At 34.6% G+C, this 25,489-nt stretch carries 4 protein-coding genes; all 4 read left to right on the forward strand.

The features are described 5' to 3' along the window. The first annotated feature begins 32 nt into the window (after positions 1-32). From EM932_RS17070 to EM932_RS17085, 4 genes are read left to right on the forward strand one after another with little or no spacing between them, the layout of a single operon-like run. Entirely contained in the window at positions 33-6,263 is a 6,231-nt protein-coding gene (locus EM932_RS17070; protein WP_135878422.1) for a thrombospondin type 3 repeat-containing protein, read from the forward strand. A gap of 12 nt (positions 6,264-6,275) precedes the next feature. Continuing rightward, complete coding sequence (locus tag EM932_RS17075) at positions 6,276-14,498, forward strand: leucine-rich repeat domain-containing protein (protein ID WP_135878423.1); 8,223 nt, start codon at positions 6,276-6,278, stop codon at positions 14,496-14,498. A 9-nt stretch (positions 14,499-14,507) separates the two neighbouring features. Beyond that, the gene (locus tag EM932_RS17080; RefSeq protein ID WP_135878424.1) at positions 14,508-15,245 is read left to right on the forward strand and encodes a hypothetical protein; all 738 of its coding nucleotides are present in this window, start codon (positions 14,508-14,510) and stop codon (positions 15,243-15,245) included. A 32-nt stretch (positions 15,246-15,277) separates the two neighbouring features. After that, the gene (locus EM932_RS17085; RefSeq protein WP_135878425.1) at positions 15,278-25,486 is read left to right on the forward strand and encodes a 3-coathanger stack domain-containing protein; all 10,209 of its coding nucleotides are present in this window, start codon (positions 15,278-15,280) and stop codon (positions 25,484-25,486) included. Positions 25,487-25,489 lie beyond the last annotated feature (3 nt).

Consider the following 25,489-nt stretch of genomic DNA (forward strand, 5'->3'; position numbering starts at 1 on the left):
TTTAGTAATAATAAAAAATATAATAAGCCACTATGATTCATTCCATTAAAACCAGTAAGTTTTCAAAAGTCATGGCCAGTTATTTGGCTATACAATTGCTTATCACAACGGTACAGCCTTCAAACTTGTTTGCTTTAACCAGTGGACCTTCACAACCAGAGTTTAATTCGTTTACGCCTATTGGCACGTCAGATATGGTGAACTTAGCTTCAGGAAATTTTAACTATAACATTCCTATTATGGATATAGGCGGCTATCCATTAAACTTAGCTTACGATTCTGGTGTTACTATGGATCAAGAAGCCTCATGGACAGGCTTAGGTTGGAACCTTAATGTAGGACAAATAAACAGAAATGTTCGTGGTATTCCAGATGATTTTAAGGGGGATGAAATGGTGTATGAAAATAACATGAAAGATAATGTTACAGTTGGAGTTCACGCTGGATTAGATGTCCAAATTATGGGGTTTGAAACAGGTGATGCTGTCAAAGCTTCAGCTTCAATAGGGGTAGATTTAAAATATAATAACTATAGTGGCATGTCTTTCACGCCATCTTATGGATTGTCTTTTGATTTAGCCAATGCTGTTACTGTGGGTATGGAAGTCGAAACTTCTGCAACAGAAGGAGCAACAATTTCCCCCAGCGTAAGTGGAAAAGTTAAACTTGGTGATTTAGGAGACGGAGCTATTAATGGTTCTTTAAATGCTGGAATTTCTTATAATTCTAATCGCGGCTTGTCTAGTTTTACTTTGTCAAGCAGTATATCACAATCTTTTAAAATTGGAGAAAGAGATACAGGAAATGGGACAAAAGAAAATCTTTATTCATCTAGTGGTATGGCAGGTGGTTTTGGTTCTGTTTCTTTTCAAAATACCACCCTTACACCTAGAAAAAGAGCTGCTTTTAAAGATATTGCAGGAACAGTAGCACTATCGGTAGGTACATCTGTATGGGGTTTTGATATTGAAGGAGAGATTTCAGCTATGGGAGCCGTTCAAAAAATTAAAGATCCAATAAAAACAGAAAAGGCATATGGTTATGAATTTACTGGACATGCCACACCAGATGACATTTTGGATTATAATAGGGAAAAAGATGGTTTAATAAGTAAAAGTACCTTAGCATTACCTACTACAAATTATACTTATGATTTGTATTCTGTAAATGGACAAGGCATTGCTGGGATGTTTCGGCCATTTAGGAGCCAAATAGGTCAGATAAATGATGAATTAGTAGAGGATGAAAGTGATAGTTTTCAATTAGGTCTAGAGGTAGAAGCAGCTTCTTCTTTCCATGTAGGAGTAAATTTTACAGATGCACCTTCTAACAGTAGAACAGGGATATGGAATACAAAAGCTTTAAATAATTTTAAACAAAAAAGAGAAGATACCAAAAGTACTGACGATTCTTTAGATTATGAGCCTGTATATTTTAAATATATAGGTGAGCCCAGAGTAGATAAAGACCAACAATTATTTGAAGATTTAGGAGGCTATGCACCTGTAGCATTGGAAATTGGAGGCAGTAAAAAAAGTTTTAATAAACAAGCGGAGAATCAATTTAGAATAAAAAAATACGATAATAATGGGTTTCCATATTATCCAGAAACAGTAAGTAATGGAGCACTTCCTCCAATTACAGGTAAGTATAAACGTAAAAAGCGTGAGGTTCGTAACCAAACCGTTCAAAAATTCAGTGTTTCAGAATTAAGATCATTATACCCTAATACAGATTATTATAATAATAGAATTAATGATAGTGCTAAATCGCACCATACAGCAGAAATACGCGTATTAAAAGGAGATGGATCTACCTATGTTTTTGGAGAAACAGCATACAATACCAATAAACAAGAAGTTACATTCACTACGGATAGTAATGACTTTAATTGTGCAACAGGTATTGTAAAATATAATGCAGGACCATCAGGAGAAGATTCTGAAAATAATAAAAGTGGCATAGATCATTTTTATAACAATGTAATAACTCCAGCTTACGCACATACTTATTTGCTGTCTACAGTATTATCTTCAGATTATGAAGATTTAGAAGGCGATGGACCTTCAGATGATGATTTAGGATCCTATACCAATTTTGAGTATTATATCCCAGAGGAAACAAAGGGCTACAATTGGCGAGTTCCTTATAAATCTGATGAGGCATCATACAATCCAGGGCTTAATACACATCCTAACGACCAAAAAGGCAGTTATGTTTATGGCGAAAAAGAAATCAAATACATACGTAAAATTGAAACTAAAACACACGTAGCACTTTTTGATTTATCTCCAAGAAAGGATGCAAAAGGGGCAAAAAAAAGACATAGTACCGGAACTGAAGATGAGGCTTCTATGTATAAAATTGAGAAGATTCGTTTGTATTCTAAGCCAGAAGCTATTGCTGCTAAAATTCTAGACGATGATTCTGAAAACGATTTACCAATAACAGCTATTAAAACGGCTCATTTTGTGTATGACTATTCACAATGTATAGGCGTAGAGAATAATTTTGGTGAAACATCAGAATTACCTCATGAGTTAAGTAACGAAGGGGGAAAACTAACTTTAAAAAAAGTATTTTTTACATACAGGGGCTCACAGATGGGGAAATATACCCCGTATATTTTTAATTATGAGGGTTTTAATCCTGATTATAATTTAAAATCTTATGATGTTTGGGGGAACTACAAGCCCAATACAGATGGAGGATGTAACACTGGAGATGAAATTACAACACCCGAATTTCCTTTTGTTCAACAAGAAGATAGAGCAACTCAAGATTTATATGCTTCTGCGTGGTCGCTTACCTCAGTAAATTTACCTTCTGGAGGACGTATAGAACTCACCTATGAAAGTGATGATTACCAATATGTACAGAATAGGAACACCATGCAAATGTTTAAAGTTGTTGGAGCTGGTAGCGCTAATGGTAACAATGGAAGTGTACCAAACCCAGAAGCAGAAGGAAATAACAAGTTGTATAAGTTTAGCGGGAATAATGATGCAAAATATTTGTACGTAAAATTACCTGATGAGTCAAGTGTCAATATTGATTTTAAGGCAAAATATTTAAAAGGTATAGAAGATAAGCCCATGTACTTTAGGTTTTTAATGAATATGACCAAAGATGGTGCACAATCTGCGTCTAGTAAAGATTTCGATTATGTAACAGGTTATTTTGAAATGGACGAAGAAGTAAATGTTTTTCAACCGAATGGAACGGGGCCAATTTATGCAGCCATACCTATGAAAACTACCGATGTTGAAGGTGGTGCTTTTGGGGACAATAAACAAGTAAACCCCATATCTAAGGCAGGTTGGTATTTTGGCAGAAAACATTTAAATGGTTGGGTATATGGTTTAACACCAGATGCTGAAACTCAGAATATTCAAGATATCGCACAAAATATTATAAGCAGCTTTGGAGCCATTAAAGATATTTTTTCAGGACCTAATAAAAAATTGAGAAGTAATGAATATTTATGTGCGCAACGTTTTATTCCTGAAAAATCATGGATTCGCTTGTCAACACCTAAAAAATATAAATTGGGTGGTGGTACTAGAATCAAAAAATTGGTTATGAAAGACCAATGGGACAAAATGGTAGGTGTTCCTCAAGATGGACGTTATGATAAAGAATATGGTCAGACTTATGATTATACTTTGGCCGATGGTAGTTCTAGTGGTGTAGCCACTTATGAACCCAATATGAGTAAAGAAAATCCTTTTGTAGAGCCTTTTTATAATATAGGAGAACGTCTTATAGCTCCTAAGGAAGTAAGCTATGTCGAGAAACCTTTTGGCGAGCAGTTTTTTCCATCTGCTGTTGTAACCTATAGTAGGGTAACAGTAAGTAATTTGCAAAGAAATGACATCAGCAAGCATGCAACAGGTAAAGTTGTGACTGAACACTTTACCTCTAAAGATTTTCCAACTATAGTAGATTATACAGATATAGATAGCCCTGGTAATTTTGCAACGAACGAAGGTCAGTTTTTACAAAATATAGTTAAAGGCTTATTAGGAGCTCCAGTTGAAGTTAAAAATGAGTTTACGTTATCGCAAGGCTTTGTAGTACATACCAATGATATGAATGGCAAAATGCGAATGCAAAAGGTGTTTGCAGAAAATACGGATAAACCCATATCTATGGTAGAGTATAAGTATGCTACCAGTGCAGATAATGAGGGTGTTTTAGATAACAAAGTAATTACTATAAATAGAGATGGGAGCATTAATACTGATAGACAGATTGGGGTAGATTATGATGTAGTAACAGATTTTAGAGAAAGTTATTCGGAATCTAAAACAACAGGATATAAGGGGAATGTAGTTTTAATGTTTATTGGTGTCTTTCCTGTTATTATACCTTTAGCCCCACCATCTCGTACTAAAATAGAAAATATAGCACATTCTACGATTACAACTAAAGTAATACATACTACAGCGCAATTAAAAGAGAAGGTCGCTACAGATTTAGGTTCCAGAGTATCTACTATAAATGAAGCTTGGGACGCCGAAACCGGACAAGTATTACTTACCAGAACTATTAACGAATATAACGATGAGTATTACAATTTCAATTTCCCAGCATATTGGTCTTATGAAGGTATGGGACAGGCCTCTAAAAATATTGGTATTACAGGTAAATTAACCAAAACAGGAACTGTTTTTAAAATTGAAGGCACAACCAAACAAGATTATCTATACCCGGGAGATGAGCTTTTAGTACAGTCTGATAATAGTTATAAAAAACTCTGGGTTGTAGAAGTAAGTTCTGCGGGTATTAAACTTATGGATGCTAAGAGTAATATGGGCAATGACTTAGATTTACAAGGCACTATAGATTTTAAAGTGATACGTTCTGGGTATCGAAACCAGCAAATGGCAAATATGGCTTCTATAACTTTAATGAAGAACCCTATTAAAGATAGTACCGGCAATTATTTAACAAGATTAAGTAATAGTTCATTTGAGCAATCGGCAACAGGTCCTACAGCTACTAATTTACGTATTGTAAATGCAAGTGCTGTTAAATATGATGATTTCTGGAATTGTCAATGTGAGAACGGATTGCCTTTTTTACCTAGAAGTGTGAATTCTTCCGAAGATTTAGCAGGCACACCTATAGAAAATTATGATTTTAACCCTTTTCTCTATAATGCTAAAGGAGAATGGCGTGCAAAAAAATCGTATGCATACCTAACAGAACGCACAGAGGTTGTTAACGGAAGTACTCCAAAAGTAAATACGCGAAAAGAAGGCTATTTTAAGGATTTTATACCTTATTACAATTTAGTAGAAGATTCACCCGATGTATTTAGATGGGAACAAACTGTAGATGCTCAATTAGATACAAATAAATGGACATTTGCCAGCGAAGTAACACAATACAGCCCTTATGGAGCAGAATTAGAAAATATGGATGCCTTAAATCGGTATTCAGCAGCACAATACGGGTATAATTATACCTTGCCTACCGCTGTAGCTTCTAATAGTAAATACCAAGATATGGGCGTAGATAATTTTGAGGATTATGAGTTTGTAAATGCTCTTAATGGTCACTTCAATTTTAAAGAAACCATAGATAATAATGCGCTTGACGATGCTATTATTTCTAGTGATCGTGCACATACAGGTCAAAATAGTTTAGTACTACGAAAGGGGGATGAAGTATATATTGAGCGACAATTATTAGGAGAATTCCCTCCAGATTTAGATGCAGATAATGATAACATACCAGATATAAGAGACAATTGTAAATACACACCAAATCCAGCCCAATTCGATTACGATGAAGATGGCGTAGGAGATGTGTGCGATGATGATGCGGTACCTAAAATTGTAAACGTAGTAGTAACAAAACAACTTAGAGCATGGAGAAAACAAGCAAGGTTTACCATACAAGGAAAACCAAATGATGTTGTTAGAGCGAAAATTGTAAATGTTAATTCGGGACGGATTGGTTGGAGAGCATCGTTTAATGGGGGTGATATCTTCGAGACTCAAACAAAAGAGTATTCTATTCAATTAGATGCCTCTGGGAGAGCAAATATTACCTTAGAAATGGGGGTGAGATGGGTTAAAAAGAAGCATAGATCTGCGGGCAATAATACCATAATAGATTTTGCTTTATTTCATAAAAAGACAAACAGATCTATTTTTTCTAGCCCAAAAGTAAGAATTCATGTTGTTGGGTATAAAACACCAGGTTCGGGTACTGAGCCAGGAGCAACCCCATTATTTGAAGGAAAATTTTAAAATACAAATATTATGAAGATTAAATTCTATAAAACATATTTTTTAGTACTATTTCTAATAGGTGTACTTAAAAGTTTCGGACAATGTCCTGTTCCAGTTCCTACAAGTGAAAGAGATGCTTTAGTAGCCTTGTATAATGCTACCGATGGTGCTAATTGGACTAATAATACAAATTGGAATACTACAGTCGATGTTTGCGATTGGTATGGGGTTACGGTTACTAATGGGCATGTTACTGGTTTAAACCTTAGTAATAATCAATTATCAGGGGCTATCCTTATAGATATTAGCACATTATCTGGTTTGCTTACTTTAAATCTAGGTAGTAATCAATTAACAGGGACTATACCTCCAGAACTAGGTAGTTTATCTAATCTAACATTTTTAAATTTAAGTAATAATCAATTATCAGGTTCAATACCACCACCACAATTAGGTAATTCATCTAACCTTTCATATTTAAATTTAAGCAATAATCAATTAACGGGATTAATACCAATTGAAATTGGTAGTTTAACCAGTCTTACTTATTTATATTTATCAAATAATCAATTATCCGGAAATATTCCTATTGAATTAGGGAATTTAGCAAATCTTCAACAACTATATTTAGATAGAAATCAATTATCAGGTAGTATCCCTGTTGAACTTGGGAATCTAACAAATCTTAAAGGTTTATTCTTGAATAGTAATCAATTATCAGGAAGCATTCCTGTAGAACTTGGAAATCTAACAAATCTTATAAGTTTATATTTAATCTCAAATCAATTATCAGGAAGTATTCCTGTTGAATTGGAGAATCTAACAAATCTTCAACAGCTATTTTTTAATTCAAATCAATTATCTGGTAATATTCCTTCAGGTATTAGTAATATAACAACTTTAACAGGCCTTCAATTTTTTTCTAACAAATTTACCTTTAGCAATTTCGAAAACGAACACAATACTTATACTGCTAACTTAACAACATATATCTACAACCCCCAAGCCAAAGTAGATCAAGTTGAAACACCTACAGCCATATTAGGCACAAGCTACACATTTACAACTAGTCTAAGTAGTGCAAACAACAGCTACCAGTGGTATAAAGACGGTGTGGCTATAACTGGAGCCACCAGTAAAGATTATACAATAAACTCAGTAGCTCAAACCGATGCTGGTGTATATCATGTATTAGCGACTAATAGTATTGTTACGGGACTTACTTTAGAGCGAAATACCATTACCCTTGCTGTAACTGCGGACACTTGTGGGGTTTCAGAAGCAGAAAAACAAGTGTTGTTAGATTTGTATGCTAGTACCAATGGCTCAAATTGGGTCAATACTCTGGCTAATAATAAACCCTGGGATATTAATACCCTTGTTTGTGACTGGTTTGGAGTTACGGTTATAGATGGTAAAGTAACCGCTTTAAACTTGCCCACTAATAATCTTATAGGAACTATACCAGACAATATTGGTGGTTTGTCAAATCTTAAAACTTTAGACTTAGGCGGTAATAATATAACCGGTATAATCCCTCCTTCTTTAGGAACTCTTTTAGAGTTAGAAACTTTATTGTTACCAAACAATCAATTAACAGGCGAGTTACCTCCAACTTTAGGGAGTTTATCTAACCTTGTTAAAATGGATCTAAGTAACAATAATTTAGACAGCCAAATACCAATTTCATTTTGTAACCTGACAAAGGTCACTGAGTTGAACTTATCTAACAATCAATTGATTGGAGCTATACCAAGTCAGTTAGAATTAATGCAGAGTTTGGTCCGTTTAGACTTAAGAAATAACCAGTTAGAAGGCCAAATCCCTTATGAAATAGCACGCTTATATAATTTAGAATTTTTAGGATTGAGCAACAATAACTTTTCTGGTACAATACCTATTAACGTATCAACTGGTTCTAATTTAGAAGCATTTGTTTTTGAAAACAACAAATTCATTTTTTCAAACTTTGAGTCCAGACATCCTTCTTATGTAGCAAATTTAAATGTAGAGTATACATTTATCCCTCAAGCAAAAACAGATACAGAAGAAACAAAAACAGTAACGACTAATAATCCTATTACGCTAACCACACAATTATCTAGTCTTAATAATAACTACCAATGGTTTAAAGATGGGATAGCGATAGATGGTGCAACCGAAAGAGAATATACTATAAATAATGCAGCGGAAACTGATTCTGGAGTATATCATTTTACAGCAACAAATAGTGTTATAACAGGTTTAACTTTAGAGCGTAATCCAATAACACTCAATGTAGAACAAACCTGTACCGTCGCAGCAACAGAGCGACAAGCATTAATAGATTTATACAACACATTAGGCGGTGCAAATTGGACTAATACTTTGGGAGGAAACCAACCATGGTTGGTAAATGATGCGAATGCTTTGGTATGTGATTGGTACGGCGTAGTCGTAGAAAATAATGAGGTTGTAGAAATTAACCTTGCAGCAAATGCTTTAATAGGAACACTACCAGATGTTTTTGCTAATCTCCCAGCTTTACGAACTCTTAAAATAAATAATAATAGTCTGCAAGGAAATGTACCAGCGTCCATAGCTGCTATTGTTGGTTTGGAGGGGTTTGCTATTGAGAATAATAGTTTTGTTTTTAGCGATATTGAGTCTGAATTTTCAACCTACTATGCGAAAATGGGCACCAGTTTTACCTACAACTTACAGGCAAAAACGGACACGGAAATTACCCAGACAGTAGCAGAAACAGGGAGTATTACATTAACAACTACAGCATTAACAAGCGCAAATAATAGCTACCAATGGTATAAAAGCGGATTACCAATTGCAGGAGCAACTACTAAAGATTTAACGCTTACAAATGTAACGAGTGCAGATGCCGGCGCTTATTATTTTGAGGCTACAAATAGCGTCATTACTGGGCTAACGCTTGTTCGCCATTTTATAAAACTAGAAGTATTGCCTGCAGGTGATACTTGTGGGGTATCTGTCGCTGAGCGTGACGCTTTAATGGCACTTTATAATGCTACAGATGGTGCAAATTGGACTAATACTTTAGCCAATGACAAACCTTGGGATATTAATGTGCCTGTTTGTGATTGGTATGGGGTGACTGTAACTGATGGGAAGGTTACTGAATTAAAACTTCAAAACAACCAGTTGGTAGGGGCGATTAACTTAGAGCTTGGTAATTTATCATCATTAGTTACTTTGTATCTACATAACAATCAATTAACAGGAAACCTTCCAACTACTTTAGGCGACTTGATAAATTTAAATGTTTTATATCTATATAAAAATGAATTGACAGGGGCTATTCCACCAGAGCTTGGTAACTTATCATCTTTAGTTGCTTTATCATTACATGAAAATCAATTAACAGGATCAATCCCACCAGAGCTTGGTAATTTATCATCATTGGTTACTTTATTTTTATACAAAAATCAATTAACAGGATCGATTCCGCCAGAACTCGGTAATTTATCATCGTTGGTTACTTTATATCTATTTGAAAATCAATTAACAGGGTTGATTCCATCTGAAATAGGCAATTTATCTAACCTTCAACAATTGAATTTATCTAGTAATCAATTAACAGGAATTATACCTCTTGAACTTGGAGAATTATCCAATTTTACAGTATTAGATTTAGCTTTTAATCAGTTATCAGGATTTATACCTCCTGAACTAGGAAGTTTATCTAACCTTAGACGGTTATATTTATTTAATAATCAATTATCAGGATCTATACCTCCTGAACTAGGAAATTTATCTAATCTTCAGCAATTGGCTTTAGAGAATAATCAACTTGAAGCTAATATTCCTACGTCATTAAGTAACATTAGTTCTTTAATTTATTTTAGATTTAATACAAATGCCTTTGTATTTAGTGATTTCGAAAACGAACACAATACTTACACAACAAACTTAACAACATATATTTATAGTCCCCAAGCCAAAGTAGACCAAATAGAAACACCAACAGTTTTAGAAGGTGATAGTTATACATTCACTACCAGTTTAAGTAGCCCTAATAATAGCTACCAATGGTATAAAGATGGCGTAGCAATTACTGGTGCTACTAGTAAAGAGTATACCATAAACACATTAGCGTTAACAGATGCTGGTGTATATCATGTCGTAGCAACTAATAGTATCGTTACAGGATTAACATTAACCCGTAATGATATTACTTTAAATGTAGGTGTCCCAGGATCTTGCGACGTTTCAGCAGCAGACCGTCAAACGTTGATAGATTTTTATAATGCCACTAATGGAGATAGTTGGACCAATACCATAAATGCAAACCAACCATGGTTGGTAAACGATCCTGCCTCTTCTGTCTGTGATTGGTATGGCGTAACCGTAGATGCGGCGTCTAAAGTAGTAGGGATTCAATTGCCAAATAATAATGTAAGAGGGGAGATTCCAACCTTTATAGAAAACTTAATAGACTTAAAAACGTTAGATTTAAGTGAAAACAATATTATTGGAGAGGTTCCCACCATTCTAGGTAATCTAGTAAATCTTGAAACGTTAAATTTAAGTAATAATGTCTTAGTAGGAGAAATACCAGCAAGTTTAGGAAACCTTGTTGCATTACAAACCTTAAATCTTGGAGCCAATAGATTTACAGAATCCATTCCAAGTACTATAGGAAGTCTACAGGAATTAATATCTCTGGATTTAAATGGTAATAAATTAACAGGTAGTATACCAGCACCATTGTATTCACTTCTAAAATTAGAAGCTGTAAAATTACAAGACAATAAACTTTCTGGAACCATAAATAGTGCCATAGGTAATTTAACGCTATTGCAAGAATTTTGGCTATCTAATAATAATTTTTCAGGAAGCATTCCTACTACTATTACTGGTATTCCAGTATTACGTAGTGTACGATTAGATAATAATAGCTTTGGTGGAGATATTCCTTTATTAATACCGAATTTTTCGGTACCGAATACAGAAGTTAAAATTGAAAATAATCGTTTTGTATTTAGTGATTTCGAAGCAGAATATCCAGATTACAGCACACAATTAGATGTGTTTACATATGATCCACAAGCTAAGGTAGATACAGTAGAAACCATTTATGTATTAGCAGGAGATCCGGTTACATTAGGAACAACAGCGTTGTCCAGTCCTAATAATAGTTATGTGTGGTATAAAGATAATGTTGCCATACCTGGTGCCACATCTAGTAGTTATACTATACCAAGCTTTGACCCTTTAGTACATGTTGGCTCCTATTATTTTATAGCAACCAATAGTACTATTGCGAATTTGGAATTGACACGTCATACCATATATTTAAGAGAGCTTGTACCGATACAAGATCTTTCTGCGATAGGTGAATGTTCAATAAACCCTGCTATCAACAGACAGTGGCAAATAACGAATCCTAATGCTGTAGAAATAGAGGTTAGTTGGGAAATCCTTGGCACGTCTCAAACAGGTACATATACGGCATATCCTGGTAATAATCTATTAGCTACAAACACGGAATCTGGTGCTAATACTTTGGTGGTAAAATGGCAAAACGAAATAAATGTAGAGCAAAGTATAAACATTCTTTCTAACGATACGCCCTGTTTTCCACCAGCCAATTGCATTGACGTTTTAGGAACTATGGGCAGTTTTGAAGGAGCAACCACAGCAATTAACAATGGGAGAAACGGAAATTTAGATGATACGGGTTGGTTGATAGCTACAGGAACACCAGATGCTTTTATACTACCATATAGTAACGATGAAGACCCTTATTTAACGAGTATTGAGAGTGAGTCTCCAAATGGGGGGATATGCGTTGGAGCATTACGGGATAATGATCTAGCAGAGTCTTTTACTACAACGGTATCAGGTTTAATAAATGAAACCACTTATATTGTTGATTTTTACCAATCTAACGCTACAGATTTACTAGATATAGAGTTTTTGGAAGAAGCACAGACATTCTGGGAAGTTACTTTTGGAGGGACAACAAAGAATAGTAAGTCTATGTATCCAAATTTAGGTGTTACGACTTGGGAAAGGCAAAAAATAGAATTTACGGCCGCGGCTACCTCCGAACAATTGACATTTACAGTAGGATCGTCTTCATCAGCCCCAACAAATATATATGAAGTATATGCTTTAATAGACGGTATTCGTATATATCCAAAACCAGCAAACCCATTTACAACTGAGTGTGCCGATATTAATACACAGACTTTTTGCAGTACAGATGAAGCTAATGAGCCAACCATTGCAGATTTGGTAGCTCCAGAAGGAGGAAGTGTTACTTGGTATAGCAAACGAATTGGAGGAGATCGCTATTTTGACAATGAAAAATTAACAGAAATAGAAATTTTTGCAGGGGAGTCGTCCTCATATCTTATTTGGGCAGATAACGGTTCAGGAAATAGAGTTCCTGTAGAAGTAATCTTTAATTTAGGAGCGCCAGAAGGACTACAAACTCAATCTTTTGAGCTTAACTCCAATCCAACCATTGCAGATTTACAAGTACAAGGAACAGATATTATTTGGTATCCTTCATATACAAGTATAACACCACTACTTAGTACAACTCCTTTGGTAAATAATACAAAATACTTTGCTGCGCAAGGAAAAAATTTATGCCGTTTAGAAGTGAGTGTATCCATAGGTATTCCTAGCCCTATAGGAGATGTGTTTCAAGAGTTTTGTAGCTCAGATAACCCTACTGTAAATGATTTAGTAATAAATGTTACAGATACAGATTATACAGTAGACTGGTACTCTTCGGAAACAGGAGGAACACTTTACAATACAACAGATGCTTTGGTGAACGGAACAACATATTATGCCGTTCAAACCAATGGAACTAGCTATGGAGAAGAACGTTTACCAGTTAAGGTATCTGTTATAAATGTGGGTATAGAAGCCACAATTCATGAACGAGATATAACACTCCCTGAAAATTCTACACTAGACGTTTTAACAACATTTTTTGGTTTAGACAGTGGTATTCTATGGTTTGATACCCCTCAAGGTGGGACTGCTTACTATAATTATGAGGCACAACCAGGAGAAACATATTATACTAGAATAGGTGAGGGCTTATGTCCAGCACTAGAAGTATTGGCAGTAACAGTAAGTATTGGAGACGTGGAAGAGCCCGAACTAATAACCTGTATAAAATTTGTACCCCAGCCAGGAGCAGAATATGTGATTAGTGGTTGGGTAAGAGAAGAAGAATTGGTAGCCGAACCAGCTGGGACAAAAGATTTTAATACTGATACCGATGCTAAAGAAGCATTTACCAGAATATTACAAAAAATGTCAGATGAAATTTTAAAAAAGAAAGAAATACCAGAAACTTTTGTGGTGGAATCTTTTTTCGAAGAAGATTTAAATTCTGATGTGTTATTACCATATATTAAAAATTTTACAGGCAATAAGGTAACGGTTTATAATTTCAAATTTGAAAAACAAGATTTTCAAGGTATTCTTAAAACTATTGGGTTCTCATTTTCTTTAGACCCAGATAAGACTTTCAAATTCGAATACAATACCCCTTATATTCAGTATAGAAGGCGTGGACGTATGCGTAATTCAATTTATAAATACCCACTATTTAATTACAATTTTTTAACACTAACATTTAAAGATGTGAAGGTAGAAAATGGCATGTTTCAGATCTTTTCAGATTTTGAAATTAGTGGTAAAGGCAATGAAGAATTGTTTACAGAAGTGTCTAGTAATACCCGTTTAAGGTTTTCTGGAACTAATTTATTAAGTGATGCGGTTAATACATCGGGAATTGAGGGAACCATTCAATTATTCGATTATTCTGAAAATCCAGATTATGAAGTCATGGAATATGTAAATGGCGTTATCGAGTTATCCTATAAAGATATTGATGGAAACGATATGACAATAGGCACTCCTGAATTTATACCTAAAGGAGCCATAATTGATGGTTGGCAGCGTATCTCAACAAGCTTTACAATACCAAATGATGCCGCTTACATGAAAGTAACGCTTAAAAACAAGGGAGATGGTCTCAATGCCTATTTTGATGATGTTCGTATGCATCCGTTTAACAGTAATATAAAATCGTTTGTATATGATCCTGTAACGCAAAGACTTCAAGCAGAATTAGACGAAAACAACTATGCAACCTTCTATGAATACGATACAGAAGGCGGTTTAGTAAGAGTAAAGAAAGAAACAGAACGCGGAGTGTATACCATACAAGAAACACGCTCAGGAAACTCCAAATTAAATCAATAGCAGATGATAATGAAAAAAGTAGCTATATATCTGTTACAAAGTATCCTTTTATTGGGACTTGTACAAAATACAGAAGCCCAAAAACCAAGTGTAAAAGAGTTATTAAATAAAGTCTCGAATTTTTACATAAAAAAGAATCAATATCATGTAGATATGACTTTTACCATGTACAGAGGAATTACAGGAAATAAAGTAACAGAATCTTATACAGGTACCATGGAAAAGAATGGTAAGTATAATAAAAATAGCATTTTAGGAACATTAGTATACCGTTTTCCACAAGCACAATTAATAGTAGATAACAATCAAAAAAGAGTTATTTATAACGATTTAGATACCAGTGAAATGCAAAACTATCCTGTTGATCTTAGTGCCTACATGAAGTATTATGATAAATCACAAATATTAGAAGAAGGTAATCAATGGGTATGCGAACTAGTAGTATCACAAAATACGTTTTCAGAACTCCCTTATGGTAAAGTACTATTGTATATAAATAAGAACGATTACAGTATTACTAAACAAGTCCTGTTTTTCTCAAACCTCATTCCATTTCAAGGAAAAGAATCGTCAGATATAGAGCAGGATTACGGAAGACTTCATATTGATTTATCATATAATTTCAATAAGGAAATAGAAAAAAAGGAATTGGCATATTTCATTACAAAAACAGCCAGTAGTAAAATACAATTACAAAAAGATTTTGCTAGCTATCAATTGATAGATCAAACGGAATACAATAAATAATCAGGTAAATATTAAAGCGAATGGTTACTATTATGAAACATAAAATCACAAAAATATTGTTTTTTCTTTTGCTAATGCAAGCGTATTTTTTAAATGCTCAAGAGAAAGTAAACTATAATTCTACCGAAATTGAAGCTGTATTGGGAACCACGACACCCTTACAATATGTAACCGCCAATTTGGATAATACAGGCGTATTAAAAAATATAGATCCTATGGGGTATATAAGCCTGTATGTTAAAGAAAATGAACCTCCAAACAATTGGTTTTCCTATGCATTACGGTTAAATGTCACTCCGGCGTCGCTTTCTGGAGCATTTGATGGTACTCCTAAAGAAATAATACTAAAGGTAGAACACAATACATCGGGAGGAGCAACAGGAAACTCAATAGATATAAGTAAACATATAGCAGTAGGAGCCTATGGCGTAAAGGTAGAGCTAATAGAAGCTATTTATACAGACCTATCTACTAGTGCTACACCAGTCTCTAATGGCCCTGTACCTGCAAATATTGGTTTAGAACTAGGGTTTAATGCGACAACATTTAAAGCCTTATCACCCACAATACCATCGGTTACAGTGACTCCACCCGTACCTAATAGCAATGAAGTAAAACTAAGTTGGAATGCTATTGATGGCGCCATGTCTTATGATGTAGAATGGACATGGGTTGATGGATATGATGAAAATGAAAACATTCCATTGCGACCTCTAAATTCAATTCCTTTCACGAAACGCGATTTCGAACTAAATAACACGCGAGTACAAACCTCAAAAATAGAGTATAATATACCATTAATTTATGCCAAAGGCTATTTAATTTATAGAGTAAGAGCTGTAGGAAGATTTCTAGAAAACACCAATGTTTATAGATATGGCAAATGGAGCGAAGCAGAAAGTAATACTCCAAATTTTCTGTCAGATTGGAATGCTGTATATACTATAAATGATGATCATCAAGTCGATAAAAACTGGCAATTTCAAGCCTCTTATGCAGAAGAAGGTAAAAAGAAAGAAGTGGTTAGCTATTTTGATGGGACGCTACGTAACCGCCAGACCGTAACAAAAATTAACTCCGACGATAATATTATTGTTGGCGAAGTTATTTACGATGCGCAAGGGAGGCCAGCAGTAGAAGTTTTACCAGTGCCTACTAATGGTCTGGCAATAGATTATAAAGATAATTTTAATCTAAATTCAACAGGACAAGTTTATAGTTATCAGGATTTTGATACGGACGACCGAAATATTTTAGATCAGGAAACTGTATTAAAAGCTATGGATACTCTAAGTGGAGCTAGTAAATATTATTCTCCAGAAAATGATCTAACAAGCCCGTTTAAAAATAGGATTCCTGATGCAAAAAGCCATCCTTTTTCTCAAATAGAATATATGCCAGACAACACAGGAAGAATTCTTAGAAAAGGAGGCGTAGGTACAAAGCATCAATTAGGGAGTACCCATGAAATGGAATATCATTATGGGACTCCAGAACAAAAAGAATTAAACCGCTTGTTCGGGTATAGTGTGGGGCACTTTTCGCATTACAAAAAGAATACAGTAATAGACCCTAACAGACAAGCCAGTGTTAGTTACATAGATCCACAGGGAAGAACTATAGCAACAGCACTTGCCGGTATTTCCCCAAGCAATTTAGATGGTTTAGATGATGAAATAGATGCTGGTGGAACGTTACATAAACGTGTGACCACAGATTTATTAGGCAAACTAAGCCCTTTAGCTAAAGATACAATAACAGATAATAATATAAGGCAGTCAACTCAAGCCTTTGGAGCCCAAGAAGATGCCTTAGTTTATTCGGCAACTAAACTTGCCATAGAACCGTCTCAACTAAACTTTAAATATACACTAGGACAAACAGATTTTGAATATACGTGTATAAGTGGATTGGTGAATTATCCTGTCGTTTATGATTTGTTTGTAGACGTATTAGATATAAAAGGTAACAGTCTTGTGTTAAATCGTGAAGATCCAACCTTTGACCTTTCAGATTTTACGCTAGATGTGCCAAGAGGTTCCTATAGTATTATTAAAAACTTAGTAGTAAATAAAGATACATTAGAAACCTATGCAGATCAATTTATAAAAAAATTAAGTACACCAGGAGATGCATGTTATATAGATCCAACAGTAGTAGTACCCATTCCAACAGAAATTATAGATGGCTGTTTTGTAAGTTGTGAAGACTGTGAGAGTTCATTAATCACTGAATATGGTGATAAAAATGGATATAGAGATGCCAAGATGGCTGACTATGATTTCACAGATTTAGAAGAAGCCTTAACCACAGCAGAATTAGATGAAGAAAAAGCAAGATTAACTTTAGCTTTTGAAAACCAATGGGAACAACTCATTCTAGCCTGCAATGCACCTTGCGAAGATGGTACCGATTTAGTAAACCTTTCCCCAGAAAATAGAGTAGCTAATTCCATGTCTTGTAGCATCGCACGTACAGCCTTGTTAGACGATATGAAACCTAGCGGACAATACGGGCAATATCCAAGCGCTTTGATACAAGATGGAAATGGAGAAAAAGCAGAAGCTGTTATTCAAGCCGAACTGAATATTTTTAATGATGGTAATCGCCTTGTAAGTACACAAACAGACGATATCCAGATTCACAATAGCTGGCGTAACCCAAGACACCCAGACCATGATCCAGCTCCTAACGGAAATGGATTGTACACTGAAGGTCATTATTACAATACAGACGGTACCATAAGCTATATCAAAGTAAAACAGACTACAGATGAAGAAGGAAACAATACCTATGCACCAGATATTCAATTAGGTGTCGAATTAATACCAGTAACAAAAAACACGAATAACGATGAATATCTGGTAGAACCTCAATATTTAACCAATGTAGAAGATTTTATTGCTTCTGGTGTTTGGCAAAACCAATGGGCAGAATCACTTATCGTTTACCATCCGGAATACTGCTATTTACAATATGCAGAAGCTGTTTGTGGTATTACTAAAAATGTTACAACTGTCGCAGGAAGTCCTTTAATGAATTCAGACGGCTACGATTTGCATTTACGTCTATTAGATACCTATACTAAAGCAGGAGCTTTTGTAACTGGCACTTCCATTATGTTACAAGATCCATTCTTTTATGGAAGCGTTCCCCCAACTTTAAATAATGGTATAAATTTTAATTTACGTACCAATATCATGAACGAAGTTCTTACTAAAAATTATAATAACACAGGACTTAGTTTAGAAAAATATGCCCTAGCTATTGTAACATGTAATAGCGTTACAAATTGTAATGTTAGTGGTGTTACTGTAGGGTCATTAACAACGGCACAAAAAGATGAATATTGGAGTATCTACAAATCCAGTTACAGTAGTGCAAAAGAAATGATTCAAACCTTTTTTGGAAATATTTATGCAGAAAAAAATAACTGCTACAATGGCTGTATAGGAGAAGAAGAGGCACCAATAAATTTATTAGCAGTCTTAAAAGATATCAAAGATATAAATAAAGGGACCCTAGATGGTATTATTAAAGCTGGAGAAAATAGAATTTGCGATAGTGATGTGGCTAGTTTCTATGCCACAAAAGAAAAACGCTTTAAGCCATCAGATAATTTATACGATTCTGGACAAGATGCAGCAGATCTCGTAGAAGAATTTGCAGGATATACAGGCTATGAGTATTATATACAAACAGGTGTATGTCCGTTAGCAAGAGATTTACAAACCTTTTTAGAGTTTTCATTTAAAGATTTTGCAACCTTATCTCCTGGGATTTCCGGAGAGCGCACGTTTGGAGGAAAATACTTAAGTAGGGATTTGTATCAGGATTTAGGTGGAAACCTGGAAGAATTAGTACAACCAGGAGATGTTAAGTTAACAAGTACACCCAATGGTGTTGAATTAACATTGCGCTTTAGCGAACAAGCAGCATTAGTGGGAGACATTCCAATAACAATAACAATACCTGCTACCCGATCTTGGAATAATTATGCTGATACTGGTGTTAATGGTTGGGTAATTACTAAAGTAAGCCATATTAAATCAAGCTATGACACTGCAGGAGAGATCTTTACTTTTAAAGCAGTAGCACAGGTACGTAGTAGCTTTGAAGCTACAGATTATGAGGAAATTATTATTAGCGGTAGCACTCAGGCTCGTATCTCAGATTGCAGTATTGTCCCTGATTCAGCTAGTGTTGGACAATATTTAGGTAACGGAGAAACCTCTGGGCCATTAGGAGATTGTAATAAAAAACAGCGTTTTTCACGGGCATTTATAACACTTTTAAATCACTTGTACAAAACCAATACTATAAATGCTACAGTTCCATTAAATAGTATAACAGCCTATAGCAACAGCTATTTAAGTACCTTTTTTGGAGGTGGTACAGCCACATGGAGTAATACAGGTAGCACATATTTTATAGAAGTTGATGGCGTACAACGTTTTATATTAGAGTTAGACGAAAATGAAACCTTACCAACCACAGGTGTAGCAGATTTTACGGGTATGGGCTTAAATTATGAATACAATAGTGAAGGGTTAATTACCCATCAAAACGTTCAAATTACATATTTAACATCAGCGTCCAATAAAATTCAGGCAAGTAAAGCTGGAACACTATCTCAAGGGATAGAAGGCAAACCACTAATTAACTTTTTATGTTGTGGTGATATTAATGATATTGCAGGAAAGCCTGATCCTACAAATTGTACCCCTCATTTTGGATTTGTTTTTGCAGTGCCAAATCGAGCCCCTTTAGTATCGACAAGTCCTTTAGCAAATCCACCTGTAGTAGGCAATGATGGTAGATTAAATATCGGAAAAGGTATTGTGAATTTTATAAATACAAAGTTAACAGATACGTTATATATAACTACTATTGATGATCATTCTGGGGGTAATGCTAGAGTAAGAAGTTTTGAGACAGATTATAATTCAGCAGTAATAGAGCCAGTAGTTAATAGTAATAATGAAGTTACTTCGTCTGGTATATTACAAATACAAGATTTTCCGTATTCCAACACAGTAAATACAATATTTACAGCAATTAATAATAGTTCATTTAGTAACAATACCACAGGAATCACAATCCCAATGGATATTACATTTGTTATTATAACTGGAGACAATGTTAGTAATATAGAAAGTACCAAAACACAGTATAATGATTTGTTAGCTAATAATAAATCCAAGAAAGTCTTTTTCATCATTTTAGATGATAACACTGTAAGTGGCATAGGAAGCCCATATGATTATGTAAGTGCAATAATTAATAAAGTTCCTGTTGATTATTCGTCCACATTAAATGTATTAGATTCCGATTTTATAATGTATTCTACTGCAGATCTTATTGATTCAAACTTTGAAAATACATTGAGAGACTTTTTATTAGATGCTTATAATGATGTTTGTCAAGCACCTGAAGAACCAAAAGTTACTTCTTGTCTCAGTTATATTGAAGAAGAAAACAGAGTAGAGGAACATTTATTAAATATTCTTAAAGACATTTTTTCATCTTATCCAACAGATCCTGTTACTAGGGCACCTTTTAATTCTTCAAATACAGACGCTTTTCTTAATGATTCTTTCTTAAGTATTGAAAAAAGGGCTAATATCAAGCATACATTTTTCGACAGAAATGTTCAAAGAGGAATCGCCGATTATTCTATTTACAGTCACAATCCGTTAACGATGGATATTGATATTGGAAGAAATACAATAACAATACCAAGTACATATTTCAGTTTCAGATTAACTAACTCAACTTTCCCATTAGACCCTAGAATTGAGACAATAGACTTTACAAAAGTAAAAGAAGTCATTGCATTCGATATGATCGAAGAAATATCTAATGGCACTCTAATAAAACTAACTTATTTAAATGATCAAGATGTTATCGAGGAAAAAATAAGTTTCTTGAATTTTCATGTTAGAAGAACAAATAGTTTAAACTCAGGTACGAGTAGTAGTGGAAATTTTTGTGGTTATTGGGCTCTTGACCCCAATCTTAGTCAATTGGCTAATAGTCAAAGCACATTTTTAGCTTCCAAATCCTCAAAATCCACAATTCAACAAAGAGAAGCATGCGGTTCGGATATTTGTATCCCACCAATACCAGAACCAGTAAGCTGTACAGACAAATACCCAATATATACAGCGTTAATGAATACCATTAGCGATAAAGAAGAAGACCTAGGGGTACCATTAGCGGATGATGAAGGAGATATAGTAAGCGAAGATGAATTCTGCGCTAATTCATTCCAATATTTAGTAGACGATTACCAGTATTACATCACAACGTTTGGCATTACCAGTGTTTTAGATTTAGACTATATGTCCATAGCCCGTTTTGGTGCTACAGAATTTAATTATGGTTATTCAGCTATTAGAAGTATTATAGACCTTTATAGCACGCATGTAACAACAACAAGAGCTGATGCAAACCAATATACCATGAATTGGGCTGCATTTACATCAGACTATTTAAACCAACCAGAAAATCAAAGCACTTGTGTGCCAGCACCATTCCTTGTAGATTTTGGCTCAGTATCTATAGATATACCAGAAGAAACACCTTGCGAACAATTTTATGCAAGTGTCACCGAAGCCTATTCTAGAGATGTTTACGCTAATCTTTTAACTACTAAACGAGAAGAATTTATAAACGCCTATTTAGAGCACGCATTAAGTATGCCTGTAGAAACATTTAATATGGAGTATCCAGACAAAGAATACCAATATACGTTGTACTACTATGATCAGGCAGGGAACTTATTGCAGACTGTACCACCAGAGGGTGTAGATCGTTTTACAGAAGAAGAATTAGAAGCAGGAGGTATAAATAGTGCCATAAATTTATATAGAAACAATAACAATACAAACGAAGACACAACACTATTACCAGATCATGACTTAATAACAACATACCGTTACAATTCTCTAAACCAATTGGTGTGGCAATTTACACCGGATGGTGGTGAAACACGTTTTGCCTATGATGAATTAGGTAGAATAGTAGCCTCGCAAAACGCCAAACAGTTAGTAAACAATCGTTTTAGCTATACCAATTACGATGAACTCGGGCGTATAACAGAAGCAGGAGAATTTGCCCCTAAAATAGCCATTGCTATAGAAGAAACTACAGGGAAGTTAGTCTATACAGCAGATAATGCCCATGTAGAAACGTCGGAAATTATAAATAAAGTAAATGTTTATCCAAGAAATATTTCAGATATCCAATACGAAGTAACCACTACTGGGTATGATAAATTAAAAGGCGTAAGCCCTGTAGAAATTTTTGACACCGTAACTGATGATAACAATACAACAGATAATACCCGTAATCGTGTGGCAGCCGTTTATTATTACGATCTTAGAGATTATGCTAATAATATAGGAACAAACTTAGCAAACTATAACAATGCCCTTTTCTATAATTATGACATACATGGTAACGTAAAAGAGTTGGTGCAACATAACAAACTTATGGTTATAAATCCTAATAATTTCCAATCTGGAATAAAAAGGGTCTTGTATGAGTACGATTTAATTAGCGGAAACGTAAATAAAGTAAGCTACCAAAACGGCAAGGCAGATATGTTTGCGCATCGCTATACCTATGATGCAGATAACCGTATCACAATGGTTGAAACGTCCAGTGATGGTATGATTTGGGAAAAAGATGCAACCTATCAATACTATGCACATGGTCCATTAGCACGTACCGTATTAGGAGAGAAAGAAGTGCAAGGAATGGATTATGCCTATACATTACAAGGCTGGTTAAAAGGGGTGAATTCTGAAACTATGGTGCCAACAAACGATATGGGAACAGATGGTACAGCAACCTCACTAGTAGCACAAGATGCGATGGGATATTCATTAAATTATTTTGATGATGATTACCAACCTATAGGAGCATTAGGAGAATTAGGAGGATTAGGAGGATTAAATACATTTAGTTACAGCAACTCAAATAAAGTTACAGACCCAACAGCAACTGCAGGTAGAAACTTGTATAATGGTAATATTAAGCAAATGGTCACCAGTCTTTTAAAAGACGAAAACTTGTTAACCCCTCAATTAAATAACTATGGCTATGACCAACTAAATAGAATTAAAACCTATAAAGGAAACAATATAGGTGGAGGAGGCGAACTAACAGAAAGTTATTCTGCAAATTATACCTACGATCGTAACGGAAACTTAAAAACACTTAATCGCTCAACGCTTAACGGTAGTAATGATGTTGTGGCAATGGATCAGTTAACGTATGATTATAAAACCAAGCTAAACCCAGCAACAGGGCTGCAAGAACGTACCAATCAATTGGACGATGTACAAGATGCCTTAGGGGATACTGGATTTAATGATTTAGAAACACAACCCGATGGAAATTATACCTATGATGAAATTGGACAATTAATTAAAGATACAGCAGAAAACTTAGATACAATAATATGGCGTGTAGACGGTAAAGTAAAATCCATCGAAAAAACGAATGGAGATATTATTCATTTTCAATATGATGGACTAGGAAACCGAATATCTAAAACAGATATTGCCAGTAATAAAATGACCTTATATACACGCGATGCACAAGGTAATGTATTGGCAGTATATAATAGTGATGCTAATATACCAGCTCCAGAATACCCGTTTGATATTACACATAATAATTTACAAGTAACAGATTCACAAAATTTTACAGCTGTAAATACTATTGCCACTACCAATACGACAACAGAAAATACGGTAGAACCTACAGGGAATTTAAGCTATACAGCAGGAGAAAGTATAACGCTTTCACCTAATTTCCATGCGAAAGCGGGTAGTACATTTACTGCTAAAATAGAAGATGTAACCAATATAGGTGGAAACGATGGTATGTTCTTAACGGAACATCATATATTTGGAAGTTCGCGATTAGGATTAGAGCAAAAGAATTTGAAAATCACCGAAGAATCGATTACTTTTGTAGATACGATCTTTGAAAATGTAGTAGGTGACAAACGCTACGAGCTTAGTAATCATTTAGGCAATGTATTAAGTGTTGTAACAGACCGGAAATTAATATCCCGTGGACTCTTAAAACCAGATGTAGTTGCGTATAATGATTACTATCCCTTTGGTCAACTCTTACCAAATAGACATGGAAGCTCGGACTCTTATAGATACGGCTTCCAGGGGCAGGAGAAGGATGATGAGATTAAAGGGGAAGGGAATAGCTTGAATTACAAGTTTAGAATGCACGACCCAAGAGTGGGAAGGTTCTTTGCGGTTGACCCTTTATCTCCTAAATACCCTTCAATTTCTCCTTATTCATTTAGTGAAAATAATGTAATGATGTCTGTTGAGCTAGAAGGTTTAGAAAAAAGAGTTGTTATTGATAACACATTGGGTAATCCTAAATCTACAGATATTCACGATGTTGATATGGGAACATCTAAAGCCTACGATGTTATAAATTCTGATTTTGGTGCTGTAATTAAACAGCTTAAAGGAATGGATTTAATTAATTCTCAATCAACAGTTAGCTTTACACATACTGGTGTTAGAACTGAAATTATAACTACTGAATTACCTTGGTACTTTGGCGGTACTTCAAAGGATGAACATATTTTTGTTAAATATGATGTGTCATTTGAGATACAAGGAGCTGATTTTTCAGTACCAGTAGAAATGACTACAGGACTAAGTACTCACTTTGAAGGGAGTAATCCTATTGATTATGCATTAGTTATGGTTGGTGGGAAATTCATTCATAAATCATTGTTTCAAAAAGCAATACAGAAAAGTGTTTATGCTCAAGCTGCAGAACAAATGTTTAAAAACTTTTATGGAACAACAAGAGGTAAATTATTAGAAAGACTTGCGGCAACTACAAAATATAGTTCGTGGAAGTGGTTAGATGATGTTGCATCTAACTTTCCGACATTCGATTTTGTCAAAGGAGGAATGTATAGTTCTTTCAAAACATTTAAAGGAGAAGTTTTTCCTCTATCAAAATTTAAAAGTTATGTTAATGCAATCAAAGGAAAAATTGATAATGGATTTAAGTTTAAGAGCATTACTTACAAACCTACTGATGGAACTTTAGATATTTTAGTTCCTAAATCTCAATTAAAAGAGTTTATAAAAGAAGGAGGAAAACATTATAATAAAGCACAACAGCTTATTAAACACGGAAAGGATAATGGTGTAAAAGTAATTATCAAATCGAATTTATAAAAA

This window comes from Flavivirga rizhaonensis, assembly GCF_004791695.1.
GTDB classification, from domain to species: domain Bacteria; phylum Bacteroidota; class Bacteroidia; order Flavobacteriales; family Flavobacteriaceae; genus Flavivirga; species Flavivirga rizhaonensis.